The organism is Actinorhabdospora filicis (assembly GCF_030269765.1).
GTDB lineage: Bacteria > Actinomycetota > Actinomycetes > Mycobacteriales > Micromonosporaceae > Actinorhabdospora > Actinorhabdospora filicis.
In genome coordinates, this window is the sequence record NZ_BSTX01000003.1 from 36306 (window position 1) to 56385 (window position 20080).

Annotated in this window: 21 protein-coding genes and 1 riboswitch; of the genes, 13 read left to right on the plus strand and 8 right to left on the minus strand. The window is 71.8% G+C overall.

Features of this window, described 5'->3' with window-relative positions; genetic code table 11:
- The first annotated feature begins 5 nt into the window (after nt 1-5).
- Genes ybeY through era form a run of 4 tightly spaced genes read left to right on the plus strand, consistent with a single transcriptional unit; the run spans nt 6 to nt 2962 of the window.
- The gene (gene ybeY / locus QSK10_RS20515; protein WP_285664526.1) at nt 6-467 is read left to right on the plus strand and encodes an rRNA maturation RNase YbeY; all 462 of its coding nucleotides are present in this window, start codon (nt 6-8) and stop codon (nt 465-467) included.
- Nucleotides 467-1747: a hemolysin family protein gene (locus QSK10_RS20520; protein WP_349497700.1), complete on the plus strand. Its 1281-nt coding sequence runs from the start codon at nt 467-469 to the stop codon at nt 1745-1747. The genes ybeY and QSK10_RS20520 overlap by 1 nt, the downstream gene beginning before the upstream one ends.
- Nucleotides 1740-2063 (plus strand): cytidine deaminase, encoded by a 324-nt coding sequence (locus QSK10_RS20525; protein ID WP_285664527.1) that lies wholly within the window; start codon nt 1740-1742, stop codon nt 2061-2063. The genes QSK10_RS20520 and QSK10_RS20525 overlap by 8 nt, the downstream gene beginning before the upstream one ends.
- Nucleotides 2060-2962: a GTPase Era gene (era, locus tag QSK10_RS20530; RefSeq protein WP_285664528.1), complete on the plus strand. Its 903-nt coding sequence runs from the start codon at nt 2060-2062 to the stop codon at nt 2960-2962. The genes QSK10_RS20525 and era overlap by 4 nt, the downstream gene beginning before the upstream one ends.
- Nucleotides 2963-2998: 36 nt before the next feature.
- Here the strand turns inward: era and QSK10_RS20535 are convergent, their stop codons facing one another.
- On the minus strand, nt 2999-4195 hold the full coding sequence (locus QSK10_RS20535) for a DUF418 domain-containing protein (RefSeq protein WP_285664529.1): 1197 nt from the start codon (nt 4193-4195) through the stop codon (nt 2999-3001).
- 95 nt (nt 4196-4290) lie between these two features.
- Here QSK10_RS20535 and QSK10_RS20540 point away from each other — a divergent pair, with 95 nt between their 5' ends.
- A complete protein-coding gene (locus tag QSK10_RS20540; RefSeq protein ID WP_285664530.1) occupies nt 4291-5028 on the plus strand; it encodes a TetR/AcrR family transcriptional regulator in 738 nt (245 codons plus the stop codon).
- On the opposite strand, the gene QSK10_RS20545 is transcribed toward QSK10_RS20540, so the two are convergent.
- Complete coding sequence (locus QSK10_RS20545; protein WP_285664531.1) at nt 5015-5563, minus strand: cysteine hydrolase family protein; 549 nt, start codon at nt 5561-5563, stop codon at nt 5015-5017. The genes QSK10_RS20540 and QSK10_RS20545 overlap by 14 nt on opposite strands.
- Before the next feature lie 25 nt (nt 5564-5588).
- On the opposite strand from QSK10_RS20545, the gene QSK10_RS20550 reads away from it, so the two are divergent.
- Genes QSK10_RS20550 through QSK10_RS20565 form a run of 4 tightly spaced genes read left to right on the plus strand, consistent with a single transcriptional unit; the run spans nt 5589 to nt 9065 of the window.
- Nucleotides 5589-7148, plus strand: coding sequence for a cobyric acid synthase (locus tag QSK10_RS20550; protein WP_285664532.1), 1560 nt, complete (start codon nt 5589-5591; stop codon nt 7146-7148).
- Entirely contained in the window at nt 7145-7891 is a 747-nt protein-coding gene (gene recO / locus QSK10_RS20555) for a DNA repair protein RecO (protein ID WP_285664533.1), read from the plus strand. The genes QSK10_RS20550 and recO overlap by 4 nt, the downstream gene beginning before the upstream one ends.
- A complete protein-coding gene (locus tag QSK10_RS20560; protein ID WP_285664534.1) occupies nt 7888-8682 on the plus strand; it encodes an isoprenyl transferase in 795 nt (264 codons plus the stop codon). Before recO ends, QSK10_RS20560 begins: the two co-directional genes overlap by 4 nt.
- A complete protein-coding gene (locus QSK10_RS20565) occupies nt 8679-9065 on the plus strand; it encodes a RidA family protein (RefSeq protein WP_285664535.1) in 387 nt (128 codons plus the stop codon). The genes QSK10_RS20560 and QSK10_RS20565 overlap by 4 nt, the downstream gene beginning before the upstream one ends.
- Nucleotides 9066-9095: 30 nt before the next feature.
- Here QSK10_RS20565 and QSK10_RS20570 read toward each other — a convergent pair whose 3' ends face one another.
- Genes QSK10_RS20570 through QSK10_RS20580 form a run of 3 tightly spaced genes read right to left on the minus strand, consistent with a single transcriptional unit; the run spans nt 9096 to nt 11234 of the window.
- Nucleotides 9096-9500, minus strand: a complete 405-nt coding sequence (locus tag QSK10_RS20570; RefSeq protein WP_285664536.1) for a VOC family protein — start codon at nt 9498-9500, stop codon at nt 9096-9098.
- Between the two features lie 10 nt (nt 9501-9510).
- On the minus strand, nt 9511-9957 hold the full coding sequence (locus QSK10_RS20575) for a helix-turn-helix domain-containing protein (RefSeq protein WP_285664537.1): 447 nt from the start codon (nt 9955-9957) through the stop codon (nt 9511-9513).
- A gap of 5 nt (nt 9958-9962) precedes the next feature.
- Complete coding sequence (locus QSK10_RS20580; protein WP_285664538.1) at nt 9963-11234, minus strand: M48 family metallopeptidase; 1272 nt, start codon at nt 11232-11234, stop codon at nt 9963-9965.
- A 171-nt stretch (nt 11235-11405) separates the two neighbouring features.
- Between QSK10_RS20580 and QSK10_RS20585 the strand changes: the two genes are divergently transcribed.
- The 4 genes from QSK10_RS20585 (at nt 11406) to QSK10_RS20600 (ending at nt 17075) form a co-directional block, all read left to right on the plus strand.
- A complete protein-coding gene (locus QSK10_RS20585; RefSeq protein ID WP_285664539.1) occupies nt 11406-12299 on the plus strand; it encodes an EamA family transporter in 894 nt (297 codons plus the stop codon).
- Entirely contained in the window at nt 12296-13159 is an 864-nt protein-coding gene (locus QSK10_RS20590) for an SDR family oxidoreductase (protein WP_285664540.1), read from the plus strand. Before QSK10_RS20585 ends, QSK10_RS20590 begins: the two co-directional genes overlap by 4 nt.
- A 120-nt stretch (nt 13160-13279) precedes the next feature.
- On the plus strand, nt 13280-13744 hold the full coding sequence (locus QSK10_RS20595) for a MarR family winged helix-turn-helix transcriptional regulator (protein ID WP_285664541.1): 465 nt from the start codon (nt 13280-13282) through the stop codon (nt 13742-13744).
- Nucleotides 13745-14612: 868 nt separating this feature from the next.
- Nucleotides 14613-17075 (plus strand): Hsp70 family protein, encoded by a 2463-nt coding sequence (locus QSK10_RS20600; RefSeq protein WP_285664542.1) that lies wholly within the window; start codon nt 14613-14615, stop codon nt 17073-17075.
- Here QSK10_RS20600 and QSK10_RS20605 read toward each other — a convergent pair.
- From QSK10_RS20605 to QSK10_RS20615, 3 genes are read right to left on the minus strand one after another with little or no spacing between them, the layout of a single operon-like run.
- Nucleotides 17072-17875, minus strand: coding sequence for an energy-coupling factor transporter transmembrane component T family protein (locus QSK10_RS20605; protein WP_285664543.1), 804 nt, complete (start codon nt 17873-17875; stop codon nt 17072-17074). The two genes, QSK10_RS20600 and QSK10_RS20605, sit on opposite strands and share 4 nt — an antisense overlap.
- On the minus strand, nt 17869-19317 hold the full coding sequence (locus tag QSK10_RS20610) for an ABC transporter ATP-binding protein (protein WP_285664544.1): 1449 nt from the start codon (nt 19315-19317) through the stop codon (nt 17869-17871). The genes QSK10_RS20605 and QSK10_RS20610 overlap by 7 nt, the downstream gene beginning before the upstream one ends.
- Nucleotides 19317-19913, minus strand: a complete 597-nt coding sequence (locus QSK10_RS20615; protein WP_285664545.1) for an ECF transporter S component — start codon at nt 19911-19913, stop codon at nt 19317-19319. The genes QSK10_RS20610 and QSK10_RS20615 overlap by 1 nt, the downstream gene beginning before the upstream one ends.
- 28 nt (nt 19914-19941) lie before the next feature.
- A riboswitch (TPP riboswitch) is annotated at nt 19942-20043 on the minus strand.
- Nucleotides 20044-20080: the final 37 nt, after the last annotated feature.

The window sequence follows — 20080 nt, forward strand, 5'->3', positions numbered from 1 at the left end:
GCACCATGTCCATCGAGATCGCCAACGAGTCCGGGTACGAGGTGGAGACCGACTCCATCCTCGACGTGGCGCGCTTCGCGCTCGGCGAGATGGGGGTCAACCCCCTCGCCGAGCTGTCCGTCCTGCTCGTGGACGTCGAGTACATGACCGAGCTGAACCACCGCTGGATGGGCGGCAAGGGACCCACCGACGTCCTGGCGTTCCCGATGGACGAGATGCAGGTCGACCGGGGACCGCAGTCCGACGAGCCGGCGTCCCCGGCGCTGCTCGGCGATGTCGTGCTGTGCCCGGAGGTCGCCGAGAAGCAGGCCGCCGCGGCCGGGCACGGCGTCGCCGACGAGATGCACATGCTGACCGTGCACGGCATCCTGCACATCCTGGGCTACGACCACGCCGAGCCCGACGAGGCGAAGGTGATGTTCGGGCTCCAGGGCAAACTGCTCGACGAGTGGCGACGAACGCGCTGATGTCCACCGCCTCACTGCTCGGCACGGCCGCCGCACTCGTGGTCGTGGCCGGGCTCTCGGCGATGACTGACGCGGCCCTGTCGCGCATCTCCCCGGCCCGCGCGGCCGAGCTCGCCCGGGAGGGCGTGCGGGGTGCGGCCGGCCTCCAGGTCATCGCCGCCGACCGTCCCCGCTACATCAACCTGCTGCTCCTGCTGCGCCTGGCCTGCGAGATCGGCGCGACGACGCTGGTGGCGCTGACCACGTTCGGCGCGTGGGGCACCGGCTGGGCGGCGGCGCTGACCACGGTCGGGTCGATGATCGTGGTCAGTTACGTGGTGGTCGGCGTCGGCCCGCGCACCATCGGCGTCCAGCACGCCTACCCGGTGGCGCTGTTCAGTTCGGGCCTGGTGAAGTTCCTGGGCAACGCGCTGGGGCCGCTGACGCGGCTGCTGATCCTGGTCGGCAACGCCGTCACACCCGGGAAGGGCTTCCGGGAGGGCCCGTTCGCCACCGAGACCGAGTTGCGCGAGCTGGTCGACATCGCCGAGCAGCGCGGTGAGGTCGAGCACGGCGAGCGGCAGATGATCCACTCGGTGTTCCAGCTGGGCGACACCATCGTCCGCGAGGTCATGGTGCCGCGTACGGAGATGGTGTGGATAGAGGCCGACAAGACCGCCGCGCAGGCACGTGCGCTGGCGCTGCGCTCGGGTTTCTCGCGGATCCCGGTGGTCGGTGAGGACGTCGACGACATCCTGGGCGTGGTGTACCTCAAGGACCTGATCCGGCTGCCGTCCGAGCGCGACGTGGTCTGCCGCGAGGTGATGCGCGCGGCGACGTTCGTGCCGGAGTCGAAGCCGGTGGACGACCTGCTGCGCGAGATGCAGGCCGCGCGCGTGCACATCGCGGTGGTCGTCGACGAGTACGGCGGCACCGCCGGGCTGGTCACCATCGAGGACATCCTGGAGGAGATCGTCGGGGAGATCACCGACGAGTACGACGTGGAGCGCGCCCCGGTCCAGCACCTGCCCGACGGTTCGGTGCGGGTCTCGGCGCGGCTGTCGGTGGAGGACCTGGAAGAGCTGTTCGGCGTGGAGATCGCCGAGGAGAACGTGGAGACCGTCTCCGGTCTCCTCGCGCAGGCCCTCGGGAAGGTCCCGATCCCGGGCGCGGAGGCCGTCGTGGCGGGCCTGTCGCTGACCGCGGAGGGCACCACGGGCCGGCGCAACCGGATCGACACGGTGCTGGTGCGCCGCGTGGAGGAGTCCGCCGAGGCGGAGGAGGAGGGTACGGATGCTTGAGCTGCACGCCGAGGACAACAAGCTGCTGATCCTGGCCCGGGGCGCCCGCGCGCGCATCGGGGCCGAGTCGGGCGCGGCGGTCCGTGACGGGGACGGGCGCACCTACGCGGCGGCGTCGGTGACGCTGCCTGGGCTGGCGCTGTCGGCGCTGCAACTGGCCGTGGCCAACGCGGTGGCGGCCGGTGCCGATGAGCTGGAGGCGGCGGTCGTGGTGACCGACGCCGAGGTCGACGAGGGCGGAATGGCCGCCGTGCGTCACCTTTCTGCCCACGCGCCGGTATATGTCGCCGGGTCGGACGGCAGAATCAAGGAATGAGTGATCACGAGCCCTACCGTGCCGGTTTCGCCTGCTTCGTCGGGCGCCCGAACGCGGGCAAGTCGACCCTGACCAACGCCATCATCGGCTCGAAGATCGCCATCACCAGCAACCGGCCGCAGACCACCCGGCACGTCGTGCGGGGCATCCTGCACCGCCCGGACTCGCAGCTGATCCTGGTCGACACCCCGGGTCTGCACCGGCCGCGCACGCTGCTCGGGCAGCGCCTCAACGACCTGGTGCGGGCCACCTGGAGCGAGACCGACGTGGTCGGGCTGTGCGTCCCGGCCGATGAGAAGGTCGGGCCCGGCGACCGGCTGATCACCAAGGAGATCGAGGAGCTCAAGGCGAAGGTCATCGCCGTGGTCACCAAGATCGACCTGGTGTCCAAGAGCGATCTGGCCCGCCGGCTGATGGAGGTCGCCGAGATGGCGCCCTTCGCCGACGTCGTCCCGTGCAGCGCGGTCAGCGGCGAGAACGTGGAGACCCTCGTCGGGGTGATCTCCAAGCTGCTGCCGGAGTCGCCGCAGCTCTACCCCGACCACATGATCACCGACGAGCCCGAGCGGGTCATGGTCGCCGAGCTGATCCGCGAGGCCGCCCTCGAAGGCGTCCGCGACGAGCTCCCGCACTCCATCGCCGTGGTCGTCGAGGAGTTCCTGGACGAGGAGAGCGAAGGCGCCGAGCGCAAGCGCATCTACGCCGACATCTACGTCGAGCGGCCCAGCCAGAAGGCCATCGTCATCGGCAAGGGCGGCTCGCGCATGAAGCAGGTGGGCACGCAGGCCCGCCGCGAGATCGCCAAGCTGCTGGGCACGCGCGTCTACCTCGACCTGCACGTGCGGGTCGCCAAGGACTGGCAGCGCAACCCGAAGCTGCTCCAGCGGCTGGGTTTCTAGCCTGGGACCGGGCCCCTCGCGGGGCCCGGTACGCGCTCAGCGGCGGCCGTAGGTGAGCCGCCGCAGCAGCTTCTCGGCCGGGCCGGTGCTGCCGCGCAGGTCCAGCCAGCGGGCCAGCAGGACGCTGGCCAGCCACACCGCCACCGCGATGACCACGCCCGCGAAGGCCGGGCTGGGCGTCCGGTCGGCCAGGTGCAGGCCGTAGGGCATGAGCAGGACCGTCCAGGCGATCGACTGGAAGAGGTAGCCCGACAGGGACCGCTGTCCCAGGGCCACCAGCGCGTTCGTGACGCGTCCGCGCCTCTGGCCGAGGCGCAGGGCGATGAGCCCGAACAGGGCGACGTAGCCGGGTCCGGCGAACATGCCCGTGCCGCCGTAGACCAGCGACGCCAGGGACGCCGCCGACTCGCTCGTGCGCAGCCATCCGGCGGCGATCAGCGCGTTGGGCAGGCCACCGGCGATGGCGAAGCCGAGGCCGATGACGGCGGTGCGGCGCAGCAGTTTCAGGTGCGCGCCGGGGTCCTCCAGGACGCGGCGGCGCGCGGCCCACATGCCCAGCCACGCGATCATCGCGAAGGGGACCACGGTCAGGGTGTGCCCGGGCCACTCGGCCAGGCGGTGGCCCATGGCGGCGAAGAAGTCGCCGGTGGACATGGAGCCGATCAGCTTGGTGGTGATGCCGGTGTCGCCGCTCGCGCCGGTGATCTGGATCCAGGTGATGACGGCCAGGACGGTCATCTCGATCATGGTCAGGGCCCACAGCCACAGCACGATCCGGTGGAACTTGTCGCCCCGGCGCAGCAGGAGCAGGGTCAGCGCGATCCCGACGATGCCGTAGGCGCCCAGGAAGTCGCCGTAGAAGAGCAGCGCGGCGTGCACGACGCCGAAGGCGACCAGCCACGCGTTGCGGCGCAGCAGCACCTTCCGCGTCTCGGCCCGGGTGGCGCCCGAGGTGTCCTGACGGCGGGCGAGCTGGACGAGGCCGTAGCCGAACATCACCGCGAAGACCGGGTAGCCCCGGGCGTGCACGAGCTCGAACATGAGGAAGTTCAGGACGCCCTCGGGGCCGTTGGGACTGGTATCGACGCCGGGCTCGCCGGCGAAGACGACCCCGGCGACGTTGGCCAGGGCGATGATCAGCAGCATCGCGCCCCTGGCGAGGTCGGGGGCGAGGGCGCGTTCGGCGCGGCGGACCGGGCCGCGCTGGACCCGGGGGAGCGCTTCGGTGGTCATGGGGTGGTGCCCTTCTCGGGGGTGGACGAGCGGCCGACTTAGTTTCGTCGATAAAGTATCAGAGTGAAACTAACATGGTCTGGCAAGATGTGGCGATGAGCGAAGAGGTGCCCGCCAAGCTGCGCAGGCTCTGGCGGCGGCCCGAGACGTCCCGCCTGGGACGCCCCGCCACCCTCGACGTGGAAACCGTCGTCGCCGCCGCGGTGGCCCTCGCCGACCGTGACGGCCTGGCCGGGGTGACGCTGCCCAAGGTCGCCGCCGGACTGGGCGTGACCGGCATGTCCCTCTACCGCCACGTCGGCTCCAAGGACGAGCTGCTGGAGCTCATGCACGACGCCGCCCTCGGCGACCCGCCGGTGATCGCCGACGCGGGCTGGCGCGCGGGCCTGCGCGCCTGGGCGGTGGCGCAGCGGGCGGTCCTGCTGGCCCGGCCGTGGCTGGTGGCCGTCCCGACCAGCGGCGCGCCCTCCGGCCCGAACGTGATCGCGTGGATGGAATGCGCGCTGGCGGTCATGGCCGGCACGCGCCTGGACTGGGCGCGCAAGATCGGCGTCCTGACCCTGGTCGGCGGCTACGTCCGCCAGTCGGCGCGGCAGACCCTGGAACTGGCCGCCGGGCGCGGCGAGGAGACCCAGGCCGAGGCGGAGGCCGCCTACGGGCGCGCGCTCATGGGCCTGGTCGAGCCGGAGCGGTTCCCGCAGGTGGCGGCGCTGTTCGGGTCGATGGTCTTTGAGACGCCCGATCCGGTGCTGCCGGAGGCGTCAGGGGTGGACTTCGACTTCGACCTGGGGCTGGAGATGATTTTGGACGGGGTCGCCGTCAGCGCCGGGTGAAGGCCACGTCCGGGCTGATCTCGCAGTACACGCTCAAGGCCCACTCCGCCGCCCGAGCCGCCGCCTCGGCGTCGATGCCGCGCGCGAACCACTCCGAGGGCGGGATCGGCTGGGTGGCGTGCCCCTGCGGCGGCACGACGACGCGCTTGCCCAACGCGACGGCGGCCCGCGCGGTGGCGCTGACGCACACGTCCGACATCACCCCGCACACCGCCACGTCCTCGATGCCCGCCAGGAGCGAGGCCAGCTCGGTGCCCTCGAAGGCGTCGGCCCTCGTCTTGCGCACGACCGGTTCGCCGGGCAGGACGTCCAGGTGCAGCGCCCAGCCCGCCTCCCCGGGCGCGTCGGAGTCGCCGGGTTTGCCGTCGTTCTGGACGTGGACGACCAGCGCGCCCGCGGCGCGGGCCGCGTCCAGCAGCCCGGCCACCCCGGTGAGCAGCGCGGGGCCACCGGGCACGCCTTCGGGACCGGTGACGTAGCCGGTCTGGACGTCGACGACGAGGAGGGCCTGCACGGGGCTGGAGGCATTGATCACCGTCCCATGATCGATGATCGGGGGCATGGAGAAAAGAGCCGGTGGCGCACTCCTCATCGCCGGGACGACCTCGGACGCGGGCAAGAGCGTGGTGACCGCCGGGATCTGCCGGTGGCTGCGGCGGCAGGGGGTGCGGGTGGCGCCCTTCAAGGCGCAGAACATGTCCAACAACTCCGCCGTCACCCCCGACGGCGGCGAGATCGGGCGCGCGCAGGCCATGCAGGCCGCCGCCAGCGGCCTGGCCCCCGACGTCCGCTTCAACCCGGTGCTGCTCAAGCCGGGCAGCGACCGCTCCAGCCAGATCGTGCTGCGCGGCAAGCCCTACGGGTTCCTCGACGCCGCCGACTTCGCGCGGCTGGGGCCTCTGGCGGCCGGGATCGTTCAGGACACCCTCGCCGAGCTGCGCGGGGAGTTCGACGCGGTGATCTGCGAGGGCGCCGGAAGCCCCACCGAGATCAACCTGCGCCACCACGACATCGTCAACATGGGCCTGGCGCGCGCGGCGGACATGCCCGTCCTCGTCGTCGGCGACATCGACAAGGGCGGCGTCTTCGCCTCGCTGTTCGGGACGGTGGCGCTGCTGTCGGCGGCCGATCAGGCGCTGGTCGCCGGGTTCGTGATCAACAAGTTCCGCGGGGACGTGGGGTTGCTCAAGCCGGGGCTCGACCGGCTGGCGGAGCTCACCGGGCGGCCCACCCTCGGCGTCCTCCCGTGGCACCTCGACCTGTGGCTGGACGCCGAGGACGACGTCGCCTACGGGCGCGTCCTGGGACGCCCGCAACCGCCGCGCGGCAGTGAGTGGCTCGACATCGCCGTGGTCCGGCTGCCGCGCATGTCCAACGCCACCGACGCCGAGGCCCTGGCCTGCGAGCCGGGCGTGCGGGTGCGGATGACCATCGAGCCGGGTGAGCTGTCACGGGCCGATGTGATCGTGCTGCCCGGCTCCAAGTCGACGGTGGCCGACCTGGAGTGGCTGCGCGCCAACGGCCTCGACGAGGCCGTGCGCGCCCACGCCGAGGCCGGGAAGCCCGTCCTGGGCCTGTGCGGCGGCTACCAGATGCTCGGCGAGCGCGTCCACGACGACGTGGAGAGCGGCCGGGGCACGGTGGCCGGTCTCGGGCTGCTGCCGGTGGAGACGGTGTTTCACGCCGAGAAGATCCTGCGCACGCCCGTCGGCCGCTACGGCGACATCCCCGTGGGCGGCTACGAGATCCACCACGGCCGCGACACCGTCACCGGCGAGCGCTTCTTCACCCTCCCCGACGGCTCGGGCGAGGGTGCGCGCGCCGGGAGCGTGGCCGGGACGCACTGGCACGGCGCGTTCGAGCACGACGCGTTCCGCCGCGCGTGGCTGGCCGAGGCGGCGGCCACCGCCGGGCGGCACGGGTTCGTCCCCGCGCCGGACGTGGTGTTCGCGGCGGTGCGCGAGCGCGTCCTGGACGTGCTGGGCGACCTCGTCGAGGAGCACCTGGACACGGCCGCGCTGCTGCGGCTCATCGAGGAGGGCGCTCCGGCGGGTCTGCCGTTCCTGCCCCCGGGCGCACCTGAAGGAGCGTCACACCCGCAGGGCACAATTGGCCGGTGACCGGGATGCGCAGGCGACTCTTCCGCGATGACGCGGTGGTGCTGCGCGTGCAGAAACTCGGCGAGGCCGACCACATCGTGACCATGCTCGCCCGGCGGGGCGGGCGGATCCGGGCGGTGGCCAAGGGCGTGCGGCGCACCACGTCGAAGTTCGGCGCGCGCCTGGAGCCCTTCGGGCACATCGACCTGCAGATGGTCGAGGGCCGCAACCTGCACATCGTCAGCCAGGTCGAGGGCATCGACCTGTACGGGCGGCGCATCGCCGAGGACTACGCGGCCTACACCGCCGCCTCGGCCATCGCCGAGACCGCCGAGCGGCTCACCCCCATCGAGGGGGAGGCGACGCTGCGGCTGTTCCAGCTGACGCTGGGCGCGATGCGGGTCCTGGCCGAGCGCGCCTACCCGTCCACGCTGATCCTGGACTCCTACATCCTGCGCGGCATGCGCGACGCCGGCTGGGCGCCGGTGCTGATCGCCTGCGCCATCTGCGGTCTCAAGGGCGATCACCGCGCCTTTTCGATCCCCGCCGGTGGCTGTGTGTGCCGCGACTGCCGTCCGGCGGGCTCGGCGCATCCCTCGCCCTCGGCGCTGGTCCTCATGCGCGCGCTGGCCGACGGCGACTGGAAGACCGCCACGGCCAGCGAGAACGGCGTCCGCAAGGAGGCCAGCGGCCTCATCGCCGCGCACCTGCAATGGCACCTGGAGCGCGACCTGCGCTCACTGTCCCTAGTGGAGAGAAATTGACCCGGTACCGTCCCCCGTCGCCGCACCCGTCCGGAGCGCGCCCGCCGCTGCTCCCGAAGGAGTTCGTGCCCGAGCACGTCGCGCTCGTCATGGACGGCAACGGCAGATGGGCCAAGGAGCGCGGCCTGGCCCGCACCGAGGGCCACAAGCGCGGTGAGGCGGTGCTCTTCGACGTCATCGAGGGCGCCATCGAGATGGGCATCAAGAAGCTGTCGGCCTACGCGTTCTCCACCGAGAACTGGAAGCGCTCGCCCGATGAGGTGCGCTGGCTGATGGGCTTCAACCGCGACGTCATCCACCGCCGCCGCGACGAGCTGCACGCGATGGGCGTCCAGGTGCGCTGGGCCGGGCGGCGTCCGCGGCTGTGGCGCAGCGTCATCAAGGAGCTGGAGGTGGCGCAGGAGATGTCGAAGGACAATGACAAGCTGATCTTGCAGTTCTGCGTCAACTATGGCGGGCGGGCCGAGCTGGCCGACGCGATGGAGCGGATGGCCGAGGACGTCGCGGCCGGGAAGCTCAAGCCCGGCAAGATCAGCGAGAAGACGGTCTCGAAGTACATGTACAACCCCGACATCGGGGACGTGGACCTGTTCCTGCGGCCCTCGGGCGAGCAGCGCAGCTCGAACTTCCTGATCTGGCAGAGCGCCTACGCCGAGTTCGTCTACCAGGACGTGCTGTGGCCCGACTTCGACCGGCGTCACCTGTGGGCGGCGTGTGTGGAGTACGCCAGCCGTGACCGCCGCTTCGGCGGGGCGATCCCGAACCCGGTCGGGGACATCAAGCCGTCATGAGGTCGCACGCTTCTTCGGGCTCGCCCCTGGAGCCCGAGATCGGTTTCTCGCGGGCGGTCCGGCAGGGCCCGTACGTGTCGGTGGCCGGTACCGCGCCCATCGGTGAGGACGGCACGACCGTCGGTGTGGGTGACGTGTACGCCCAGACCGTGCGCTGCTTCGACATCGCCGAGGCCGCCCTGGCGGCGGTGGGCGCGTCGCTGGCCGACGTGGTGCGCACGCGCGTCATGCTCACCGACGTGACGGCCTGGCGGGAGGCCGCGCGCGCCCACGGCGAGCGGTTCGCCGCGGTGCGCCCGGCCTGCACGTTCGTGGAGGTCTCGCGCTTCATCGACCCCGAGTGGCTGGTCGAGATCGAGATCGACGCCGTCGCCGGGGAGTGACGGGGAGGGCCCGCGCCCTCCCCGCGCCGCTCAGCTCAGCTGGGTGAAGCGGATGTGGTTGCCGAAGGGGTCCCGCAGCGCGCAGTCGATGCCGAAGGGCCGCTCGGTGGGCTCCTCGATGATCTCCACGCCCCGCTCCCGGAGGGTTTCGCAGGTCTTGCGGCAGTCGTCGGTGGTGAAGATGACGGTGCCCCCGGCGCCCTTGGTGACCAGGTCGCGGACCTGCTCGGCGGTCTGCGCCGACATCATCGGCCCGCCCGGTTTCGCCAGCACGATCTGGCGCTCGGGGTGGCCGGGGACGGCGACGGTCAGCCAGCGCATGTCGCCCATGTCGACGTCGGCGGCGACCTCCAGGCCGAGCTTGCCGGCGTAGAAGTCGAGGGCCTCGTCCTGGTCGAGGACGTAGATCTGCGAGTGCGTGATGGCGGTGAACATGCCGCTCACGCTACCGATCGGGGGCGGGCGGAAACTTCTCCGAAACTGCGGTGTTCGGGGGCTCGGTGTTGCCGGGGCGGACCCAGGCCATCGTGAAGCACGTGGGCACGTTGGCCGCCACCGCCGCGCGCCGGTACTGGCGCGGCGAGCGTCCCACGATGGCCGAGAAGGTCCGGCTGAAGGTGCCCGGGCTGCCGAAGCCGACCCGGAAGCAGATGTCGGTGACGCTGACGGTGGTCTCCCGCAGCAGCCGCATCGCGCGCTCGACCCGGCGGCGCTGGAGGTAGCGGTGCGGGGTCTCGCCGAAGGTGTCGCGGAAGGTCCGCGCGAAGTGCGCGGGGGAGACGTGTGCGATGCGGGCCAGGGCGGGGACGTCGAGGGGGAGCGCGTAGTCGCGGTCCATGGCGTCGCGGGCGCGCAGCATCCGGCGATTGACGTCCTCGGTGGCCTCGCTCACGGTGGTCAGTTGTACCAGTCGGATGCGACCTTGCCGCGCAGGCGCTTGATGTGGGGGGCGAGTTCGGCGTCGACGGCCTCCGACTCGGCCCGGGAGGAGACGACGGCCGCCCCGGCGGGGGCCAGGTCGCCGAGCAGCGCGATCCGGAACCCGAGGGCGGGCGCGCCGTCGGAGAGCGCGGTGTCGCGGCGGATGGTGGCCTGCCGCAGCGCGGGCAGGTCGCCGGCCCGCCGGTCCATGACCTCACCGGCGGCCGCGATCAGCCCGGGGGCGGCGAACTCGCCGCGGCGGGCCATCGCGGAGGCCACCGTGTGCAGTTCGGCGGTGAGCAGGTGCTTGTCGAGCAGGGTCCGCATCGCCTCGCCACCGGCCACGGCGGACGCCGCCCGGTCGTCGCGGTAGTGGTCGCGCTGGAAGCCGGGGACGGCCAGGCGCCACACGGCCAGTTCGGCGCCCCAGCACAGGGCCGAGACCGGCAGCATCAGCACCGCCACCAGCCGCTCGATGAGCGCCATGCGCGTGTTGCCCCGGCACCAGTGGTTCCAGCGGGGATTGGGCGGCGCGAGGAACATGTCCGAGACCCGCCCGAAGGTGCGCAGGGCGAGTTGGGAGGCCATCGCGTCGGCGGCGTGCCCGTCGCGCAGGGAGGCCAGGCACCAGGCGAGGATCGCCACGCGCTCCTGCGGGGTGTACATCAGCCAGCCCGTCGCGCCGATCCGCAGGACCCGGCGGCGGCCGATCCCGGCGACGTAGCCCGCCGAGACGGCGTCCTCGACGAACTCGACCCGGTGGGGCGCACGGGTGTCCAGGGCCGCGGCGACCCGGTCGATCAGCGCGAACAGCGCGGGGGAGACCGGGCGGGTCAGCACGGTGGCGTGGGGGTCGGTCTTGCCGAAGCGCGGGCGCAGCCAGAGCGCGAACAGGATGAGCGGCACGCCCGGCAGCAGCGTCGGCGCGGGGAAGTCCGCGGTGCTCAGCCGCACGCCAAGGGCGAGCATCGCCAGCAGCAGCGCGCCGATCACGAGCGAGACCAGGCCGAGGGCCACCGCCGTGGCGCCGCGCGCGGGGTCGTCCCCGGTCTGGAGGGCGCGGAAGGTCCCGAAGGCGGCGCGGAAGGCCAGGCGGCGGTAGAGGCGGCGGAGCGGGCCCTTCTTGTCGCCGGGCTCGAAGGCGTCGATGTTCCACAGGCACGCCGGGCACCAGGGCACCTCGGAGAGGTGGGTGACCAGGGCGGTCCGGCACCGCGGGCAGGCGGAATCGGGCATGGGGGTGGGCATGGGCGGGCTCCGGGCGAGGTGGGCGTGATCGGGCTGGGCGGATCGGGAGTCTAGCCGACCTCACGCCGCCCACAGACATCTCAGTATTGAAATGTTTGACATGAAGACGTCCCCGGGCTAGGCTCGTCCACGTCATCTGAACATTGAACAATTCAATGCAGAGAGATCGGCATGACGCAGACCCTCGCACCCGCGCCCACCACCCGCCTCCTCCGCACCACCGCCCTCACCGCCATCGCCCCCGCCACCTGGGGCACCACCTACCTCGTCACCACCCAGTTCCTCCCGCCCGGCATCCCCCTGCTCTCCGGCGTCATCCGCACGCTGCCCGCCGGGCTCCTGCTCCTGCTCTTCACCCGGACGCTCCCGCGCGGCACGTGGTGGTGGCGCTCGGCCGTCCTCGGCGCGCTCAACATCGCCGCCGTCAACGCGCTGCTGTTCGTCGCCGCCTACCGCCTCCCCGGCGGAGTCGCCGCCACCCTCAGCGCCGTCCAGCCGCTCCTCGTCGCCCTCATCGCCTTCGCCGTCCTGCGCGAGAAACCCACCACGTGGCGACTCGGCTGGGGCGTCGCCGGCGTCATCGGCGTCGGGCTCATCGTCCTGCGCGGCGAGATCGTCTTCGACACCGTCGGCGTCCTCGCCGGACTCGGCGCCGCCGCCGCCATGGCCACCGGCATCGTCCTCACCAAGCGATGGGGACGGCCACCCGGGACCGGGCTCCTGGCCTTCACCGGCTGGCAGCTCACCGCCGGTGGACTGCTCCTGGCGCCCATCGCGCTCGCCTCCGAAGGGCTCCCGCCCGTCCCCGACCTCAAGGCACTGGCCGGATTCGCCTGGCTCGCCCTCATCGGCACCGCCCTCGCCTACGCCCTGTGGTTCCAGGGCCTGGGCACACTGCCCGTCACCGCCGTCTCGTTCCTGCCGCTGCTGTCCCCGGTCGTGGCCACCCTGCTGGGCTGGCTCGTCCTCGGGCAGTCCCTCACCGCCGTCCAGGGCCTCGGATTCGTCCTCGCCCTCGTCTCCATCGCCGCCGCGCAACTGCCCCCGAAGGGAAAGAAGTCATGACCCGCACGCTGCTCCTCACCGGTGCCACCGGAACCGTCTCCACCGCCCTCATCGACGCCCTCGGCGACACCTTCCACCTGCGCGCGCTCACCCTCGACGAGGACGGCGCCGCCGGACTCCGCGAGCGCGGCATCGAGACCGTCACCGGCGACCTCGGCGACCCCCGCACCCTGCCCGCGGCGTTCGAGGGCGTCCACGACGTCTGGCTGCTGACCCCCAACGGGCCCCGCGCGGCCGAGCAGAGCATGAACGCGGTGTGGGCAGCGCGCCGGGCCGGTGTCGAACGCGTGGTGCGGCTGTCGGCCGTCCGCGCGTCTCACGACGCGCCCACTCGCAGTGAGCGCCTGCACGCGATGGCCGACGAGCAGCTCGGCGCGTCCGGGCTGCGGTGGACGATCATCCGGCCCCTGTGGTTCATGCAGAACCTGTTCAACGAGGCCGGTGACATCGCTGCCGGGACCGTCCGGCTGAACATGGGGGACGGGCGGGTCGGGATGGTCGACGCCCGGGACATCGCCGAGGTGGCGGCGAAGGTGCTCGTTTCAGAGCCCTCCGAGCATCACGAGAAGGTGTACACGCTCACCGGGCCCGAGGCCCTGAGCTTTCATGAGGCCGCGGAGAGGCTCGGGGAGGCGCTCGGGCGTCCCGTGCGCTACGAGCCGGTCGCCGACGAGGTCGTGGAGGAGCGGATGCTCGGGTACGGGGTGCCGGCCTGGATCACCGACATGGTCAACGAGTACGCGCAGGCGTTCGTGGACGGGCACGGGGACTTCGTGACCGGGGACGTGGAGAAGGTGACGGGGCGGGCGCCGCGGGGGCTCGGGGAGTTCGTCCGGGACCACTCGCACGTGTTCGGCTGATAGTTTGACCGGCACTCGACTCAGGGGGTTCTCGTGGCTTCTCCTTCCTCTTCGTCCTCCGCTTTTGACGGTGCTTTTGACAGTGCTTCTGACAGGGCTTTTGACAATGTCGATCGGTTGATGGCGCAGTGGAATGTGGAGCGGCCCGACCTGGATCCGTCGCCCATGGGGGTCATCGGGCGGATCCAGCGGGCCAGCCGGTTGCTGGAGAAGGGGCTCTCGGAGTACTTCGCGGGGTTCGACCTGCAGTTGTGGGAGTTCGACATCCTCGGGACGCTGCGGCGGGCCGGGCCGCAGACGGCGGGGACCTTGACCGGGGCGGCGATGGTGACTTCGGGGGCGATCACCAACCGGATCGACCGGTTGGTGGCGCGGGGGTATGTGACGCGGGAGGTGGATCCGGAGAACCGGCGGAGTGTGGTGATCGATTTGACGCCGGAGGGGCGGGAGCTGGTGGATGAGGTGGTGACCGGGCATGTGGCGAATGAGGAGAGGTTGCTGGGGATGCTCGGGGATGGGGAGAGGGAGATGTTGGCGGGGGGGTTGAGGAAGTTGCTGGTGGGGTTGGGGGATGTGCCGGGGTAGGTTGCTCGCCTCGCCTCACCCCGCCTCACTACCACGCGCGGGGGCCGTCCCCGGTGCGGCCGTCCCTCATCACCCGAGGCCGTTTCACCCGGTCTTCGTGGCCGTCTCCAGTCCGGGGGTCGTGTGTTTCCGACGCCTGTTGCCGCCCTCGGTGCTTCTTGTCTGGCGCCCCGCGGATCGTTCGTGTTCGATGTATCCACGGCGTTGCGGCTAAGTGACGGTCGCCGTCTGGCCTGGGCTTTCAGCCCTCGTCCCCGACCAGGACGCTGTCCTGGACCTGGGCCTCTCTCGGGAGGCGTCTCCTCCTCTGGCCGGCTGGTACGACGCTGAACGAGGAACCCCGGGGTGTCAAGCCAAAGAACGCGGCTTGACACCCCGAGAACCCTCGTTCCAAGAACACGTCTGGCCGACCGACGGAGGATCCACCTCTCCTATCCCGGGTCAGTCTTTGCGCGTCGGCTCGTCTTCTGGCCGGCTCGGTTTTGCGGCCTGCGTCCGGTCTTCGGCCCGGCTCTAAAACAACAAGCCGACTCCCCACCCGGGTCTTGACCCCGTTGCCCGCCAGTCACCCACCCGGCTCAGTTCCCCCGCCCCCGCCCCCGCCCTCACCTTGCCCCCGCCCGCGCGCTCGCCCATCGCGCCCGGCCCCTGCACCCGCCTCTGCCTGTGTCCCGTCGTCGCCCTGTCCTTGCTCACATCGCCCGCGCTCCGCCACCCGTCCAATGTGGGCCGCTCTGCCCGCTTACCAGCCGTTTCCCCATCCGGAATCTCTTCCTCCGGTCTTCCGCTTCGGCGTCGGTCGCGTCTTCGGGGTCACCGCCCGCCGAGCCGATGTCGCGGTGTGCGCGGGTGGCCTATTCTTCCCGTCATGGCGGTGTCGGCGAGCGGTGTGCGACTGGGGATTGATTTCGGCACGTCCAGTACGGTCGCGGTGCTGTCTCGTCCCGGTCGGCCGGTGGAGACTTTGCTCTTCGACGGGTCGCCGGTGTTGCCGTCTTCTGTGTTCGCCTCGGATGGGCGGATTCTGGTCGGGCGGGATGCGGAGCGGTCGGCGGCTGCCGATCCGGCTTCTTTCGAGCCGAATCCGAAGCGGTGCATCGGGGATGGGCTGATCCTGCTCGGGGGGAAGGATGTGCCGGTCACCGAGGTGATCGCGTCTGTTCTTCGGCGGGTTGTGGCCGAGGCGGTGCGGGTTGCGGGGGTGGTGCCGGAGGCGGCGGTTTTGACGCATCCGGCGGACTGGCGGGGGGAGCGGCTCGGGGTTCTGCGGTTGTCGGCGAAGCTGGCGGGGTTGTCGTCTCCTCGGTTCACTCCTGAGCCGGTGGCGGCGGCTACGCATTTCACGGTGCATTTGGGGCATGCCGCGCCTGAAGGGTCGTGCATTGTCGTGTACGACCTGGGTGGTGGGACGTGTGATGTCACCGTGGTGCGGAACGAGGGCGGGCGGATGCTCGTTGTCGCCTCGGGTGGACTGTCCGATGTGGGTGGTCTCGACATCGATCATGCCATTGTGCGGCATTTGGAGCGTGTCTATCCGTCCGCGGACGGTGCCTGGGGGAAGTTGCGGGATCCGCAGACGCCCAATGACCGGCGGCAGCGGCGGCAGTTGTGGCGGGATGTCAAGGACGCCAAGGAGCTGCTGAGCCGGGAGTCGACGGCGGCGCTGTTCATTCCGTTGCTGGACAAGGACGTGCATCTGACGCGTGAGGAGCTTGAGGGCTTCGCGAAGCCGTTGCTGGAGCAGACGGTGGCGCTGACGACGAACGTTTTGCGGCGGGCGAACATCGACGCGCGGGAGATCAAGGGGCTGTTCCTGGTCGGTGGGGCCAGCCGGATGCCGTTGGTGTCGACGATGTTGTTGCGCGAGATGGGGATCGCGCCGACGGTGCTGGAGCAGCCGGAACTCGTGGTGGCCTCGGGGGCGGTGGACGCGCCGACCACGGCGCCGCCGTCGCCTGCTCCGGCGCCGCTGGACGCGACGTCCTCGATGAGCGCGATGCCGGTGTCGGCGCCGCCGGTCGCGCCCGTTTCGGCTCCGCCGGTGGCACCGGTTTCGGCTCCGCCGCGGCAGGTGACGCCGAACCATGCGGCACCCAATCCGGCTCCGCCGGATCATGCCGCGCCGGTCAGCCCGAAGCGGGAGCATGTGACCGTCATGCCGGTCTCGGCTCCGCCGGCCGATGCCACGAGCGCGGTGCCGCTTCCGGTGCCGCCCAGGCAGGTGATCCGGGGTGTGGCGAAGGTGCCGGTGAAGCCGACGCCGCCGCCGCAGGAGCGGGTCGTGCACGACCCGGTTCCCTATGTGCCGACGCGGATCGAGACGAATCCGGCGTTCCTGGAGCAGGACGACGAGCCGCCCACGCCGCCGCCACCGCCGGCGCCCGAGGGCGATGTGCCGGTGCGGGCCCCGGAGGGGGCGATCGGTGGGGTGACGGCGCTGGCGCTGTTCGACGACCGGTACCTGGCGGTGGCCACCACGCAGGGGATCGTGATCTCCGAGGCGGCCAGTGGGCGGCGGGTGGCCGTCCTCGATGGACACTCCGCGACGCCCAGGGCGCTGGCGTGGTCGGAGGACGGCTCGGTGCTGGCGTCCAGTGCCGACGGGGACGCGGTGCAGCTGTGGTCGCAGGCGAGCTGGGGCTGGAAGGTCAGCCGCGAGATGTGGCGTCCCAACGTGCTGCAGCGGCGGATGGGCTCGCATTCCGACCAGGTGCGGTCGCTGTCGTGGTCGGGCGGGAGCCTGGCCGGGGCCAACATCAACTCGATCCGGGTGTGGCGCAGCTACGACGGCAAGCTCAAGCGGGAGCTGACTTTCGCCGATCCGAACTCCACCGTGACGCCGAAGGGTGTGCGGGTGGTGGCGTGGTCGCCGGACGGGCAGTTGCTCGCCGCGGCCGGATGCCAGGGCCTGGTGAAGGTGTGGCAGGTGGTCGGTGAGGATCCGACGATGATGCTGCGCGTGGATCCGCTGACCGTGCGGGCCTTGTGCTGGTCGCCGGACGGGCGGCGGCTCGCCTTCGGTGACGCCGGTGGCGATGTGCGGCTGTGGACGCTCGGCGGCACCGCGGCCGTGACGCTCCCCAGTGGACATTCGGCGGCCGTGGAGGCTGTGGCGTGGTCGCCGGACGGGATGTGGGTGGCCAGCGGTGGCGTGGACCGGGTGATCCGGCTCTGGTACGGCGAATCGGGCGAACCGGCCGGTGAGCTGAGCGGCCACAACGGCGACATCACCACGCTGGCCTGGACGAAGGACTCCAAGCACCTGGTCAGCGGCTCGGGTGACCGGACCGTGCGGGTCTGGGACGTGGTCGAGCGGCGCGAGGCGCGCTAGCCCGAGACGAGGGTGGTGAACGTCCCGGTCGCCACGCTCACCGTGATCGCTCCGGCCGTGACCAGTGCGGTGCCCAGGATCAGTGCCCAGTCGGCGGTCCGCATGTGCTGCGGGCGGGCGATCGTGCGCGGGATGCCGGAGTCGAAGCCGCGGGCGTCCATGGCGGTGGCCAGCCGGGTTCCGCGCCGGATGGCGCCCACCAGCAGCGCGAACATGGTGGACAGGAACAGGCTCAGGCGTTTGAGCGGGTTCTTTCCCGCGTCCACGCCGCGTGCCCGGCGGGCCATGGTGATGAGCTGCCACTCGGTGATCAGCAGGGGCATCATCCGGAACGCGGCCAGGGAGCCGATGGCGAAGCGGGCCGGGAACCGCAGTTGCTGGACGAGGGAGTCGGCCAGGTCGGTGGGGTCGGTGGTGGCGAAGACCAGGATGCCGGTCATGCCGAAGGTCAGCGCGCGCAGTCCCAGGGCCAGGGCGGTGAACAGCGCCGAGTGCCGGATCTCCAGGGGCCCGAAGTCGACGATGACCGGGCCGGTCTGGTTGGCGGCGAAGACCATGTTGACCGCCGCCAGTCCCAGCGCGGAGACGATGAGGACCCAGGAGCGGCGTAGCAGTGCTCCGGGGCGGATCCCGCAGAAGGGCAGCGCGGCCAGCTCGGCGGCCAGCAGGAGCGCCGGGGTGAGGGCGTCGGTGGCGATCAGGGCCGCGGCGGAGATGAGGGTGGCGGCGGCGAGTTTGGCCACCGGGTTGCGGCGGGACAGCGGCGCGGTCGGCCGAGCCAGTGGAGTCAGGCTCAGCACGACAGCCGTCCCTTGTGGATGGTCAGAGTCCGGTCGGCGACGGCGGCGGCGAAGTCGGCGTCGTGGGTGACGGCGACGATGCCCCGTCCCTCGTCGCGCAGGTCGGCGATGAGCGCGGCCAGCTCGCTCCAGGTGCGCCGGTCCTGGCCGAAGGTCGGCTCGTCCAGGATCAGCAGCTTCGGGGCGGCGGCCAGGGCGGTGGCCACCGACAGGCGGCGGGCCTGGCCGCCGGACAGCGTGAAGGGATTGGCCTCGGCCAGCGCCGACAGCCGCAGGCGCTCCAGCAGCTCACCGGCGCGCGCCTCCGCCTCGGCCTCGGGCACTCCCATCCGCTTCTGCCCCAGGGTCAGCTCGTCGCGGGCGCGCGTGGTGACGAACTGCTGCTCGGGGTTCTGGAAGACCGAGCCGATCGCGCGCGCCAGGACGGGAGCGCGCCAGCGATGCGGAGGCGTTCCCGCGTGTTTGCCCGCCAGGTCCGGGGTGGCGGTGACGCGACCGCTGGTGGGCTTGAGCAGCCCGCCCAGCAGGGCGGCCAGGGTGGACTTGCCGCCGCCGCTGGATCCCAGCACCGCCAGCAGTTCCGCGGCCCGCACCTCGACGTCCACATCGGACAGCGCGGCCACGGCGGCATCCGGGTGGCGCAGCCCCAGGCCCGCCGCGTCCAGCAGCACCGGCCCGGGGGAGGGGGTGCGGCGGGCGGGGAAGGGCGGCGCGCCGGGAATCCACACACCCTGCTCGGTCAGCGCCTCGCCGTGCTCGGCGAAGACCCGTGCCGGAGGCCCGTCGGCCAGCAGACCGCCCTCGGCCGACAGCACCACGACCCGGTCCACCAGGTCGACCACCTCGGCCACGCGATGCTCGATGAGGACCATCGTGGTCCCCTCCGGCAGCGCCGAGCGCAGGGCGTCGCGGACGAGCGCCGCCCCGGCCGGGTCGAGGTTGGCCGTGGGCTCGTCCAGCAGCAGCAGGGACGGGCGGCGGGCCAGCACCCCGGCCAGCGCCAGTCGTTGCTGCTCACCGCCGGACAGCGCCGAGGTGTCGCGGTCGCGGCCGTAGGGGAAGCCCGCCGCGGCCATCGCGGCGTCCACCCTCGGCCACAGTTCGGCCAGGGGCACACCCTGGTTCTCCAGCCCGAATGCCACGTCATCGCCGCTACGGGCCATGACCAGCTGGGTGGAGGGGTCCTGGAAGACGATCCCGGCCGACTCGCGCGCCTCGCGGGGATCGCGGCCGCCGACCAGGATCTGGCCGGAACGCTCGCCGGAGTCCTCGGCGAGCAGCCCGGCCAGGGCGCGCAGCAGCGTCGACTTGCCCGCGCCGGAGGGGCCGAGGAGCAGCACCCGCTCGCCCGGGGCGATGGACAGGTCCACCTCCCGGACGGCAGGGGCGCGGCGCCCGGCGTGCCGCCAGGTGAAACCACGCAGCTCGACGGCCCCGGACACTAGATCGCCGCGCGGCCGCGGCCCGACGGGAAGGCGTCGAGGACGCCCGTCCCCGCCAGGGCCTTGGTGAGCAGGACCGAGCCGAGCCCGGCGATGAGCGCCGAGGAGACCACGCCGCAGGCCACGTACGGCACCCGGTACGACCACAGCTCGAAGGTCGAGTACCACTGGATGCAGTCGAAGATGGTGGCCGCCAGCCCGGCGAGGGCGCCGGACAGGATCGCGGTGCCGGTGCCGAAGCGGCGGTAGCGGCCCAGGGCGAAGCCCAGTTCCCCGCCGGCGCCCTCGATCAGGCCCTGCCATACGACCGTCAGCCCCCACTGCGAGCCCAGCAGCGCCGAGATCGTGGCCGCGATGGCCTCGGTGAGGATGCCCGCGCCGGCCTTGCGGATGATCAGCGAGGCGAGCACCGCCGGGATCAGCCAGACGCCGTAGAGCAGCGCCTGCGCCGGGGCGAAGAACGTGAAGAGCGGGTCACTGGCCTTCCACAGCAGTCCCCACGCCCAGAACACCACGCCGAAGGCCACCGCGAGAACCGCGGCGGTGACGATGTCCACCGTGCGCCACCGCGCCGGGGAACCACCTACATTGGACACTTCCGTACCTCCCTGTCGCACGCAGGGGTACGTGAGAGATACGACTCCCTTCGCCGGTGCTAACCGGATCAGGTTCGTAGGGTCTGCGCTGGCGCGCACTCTCAGCCGAGGGGCTCCCCTGTCGTCGGTAGCGACCGTAGCACCGGGCGTGGTGGTTTGCCATCGGC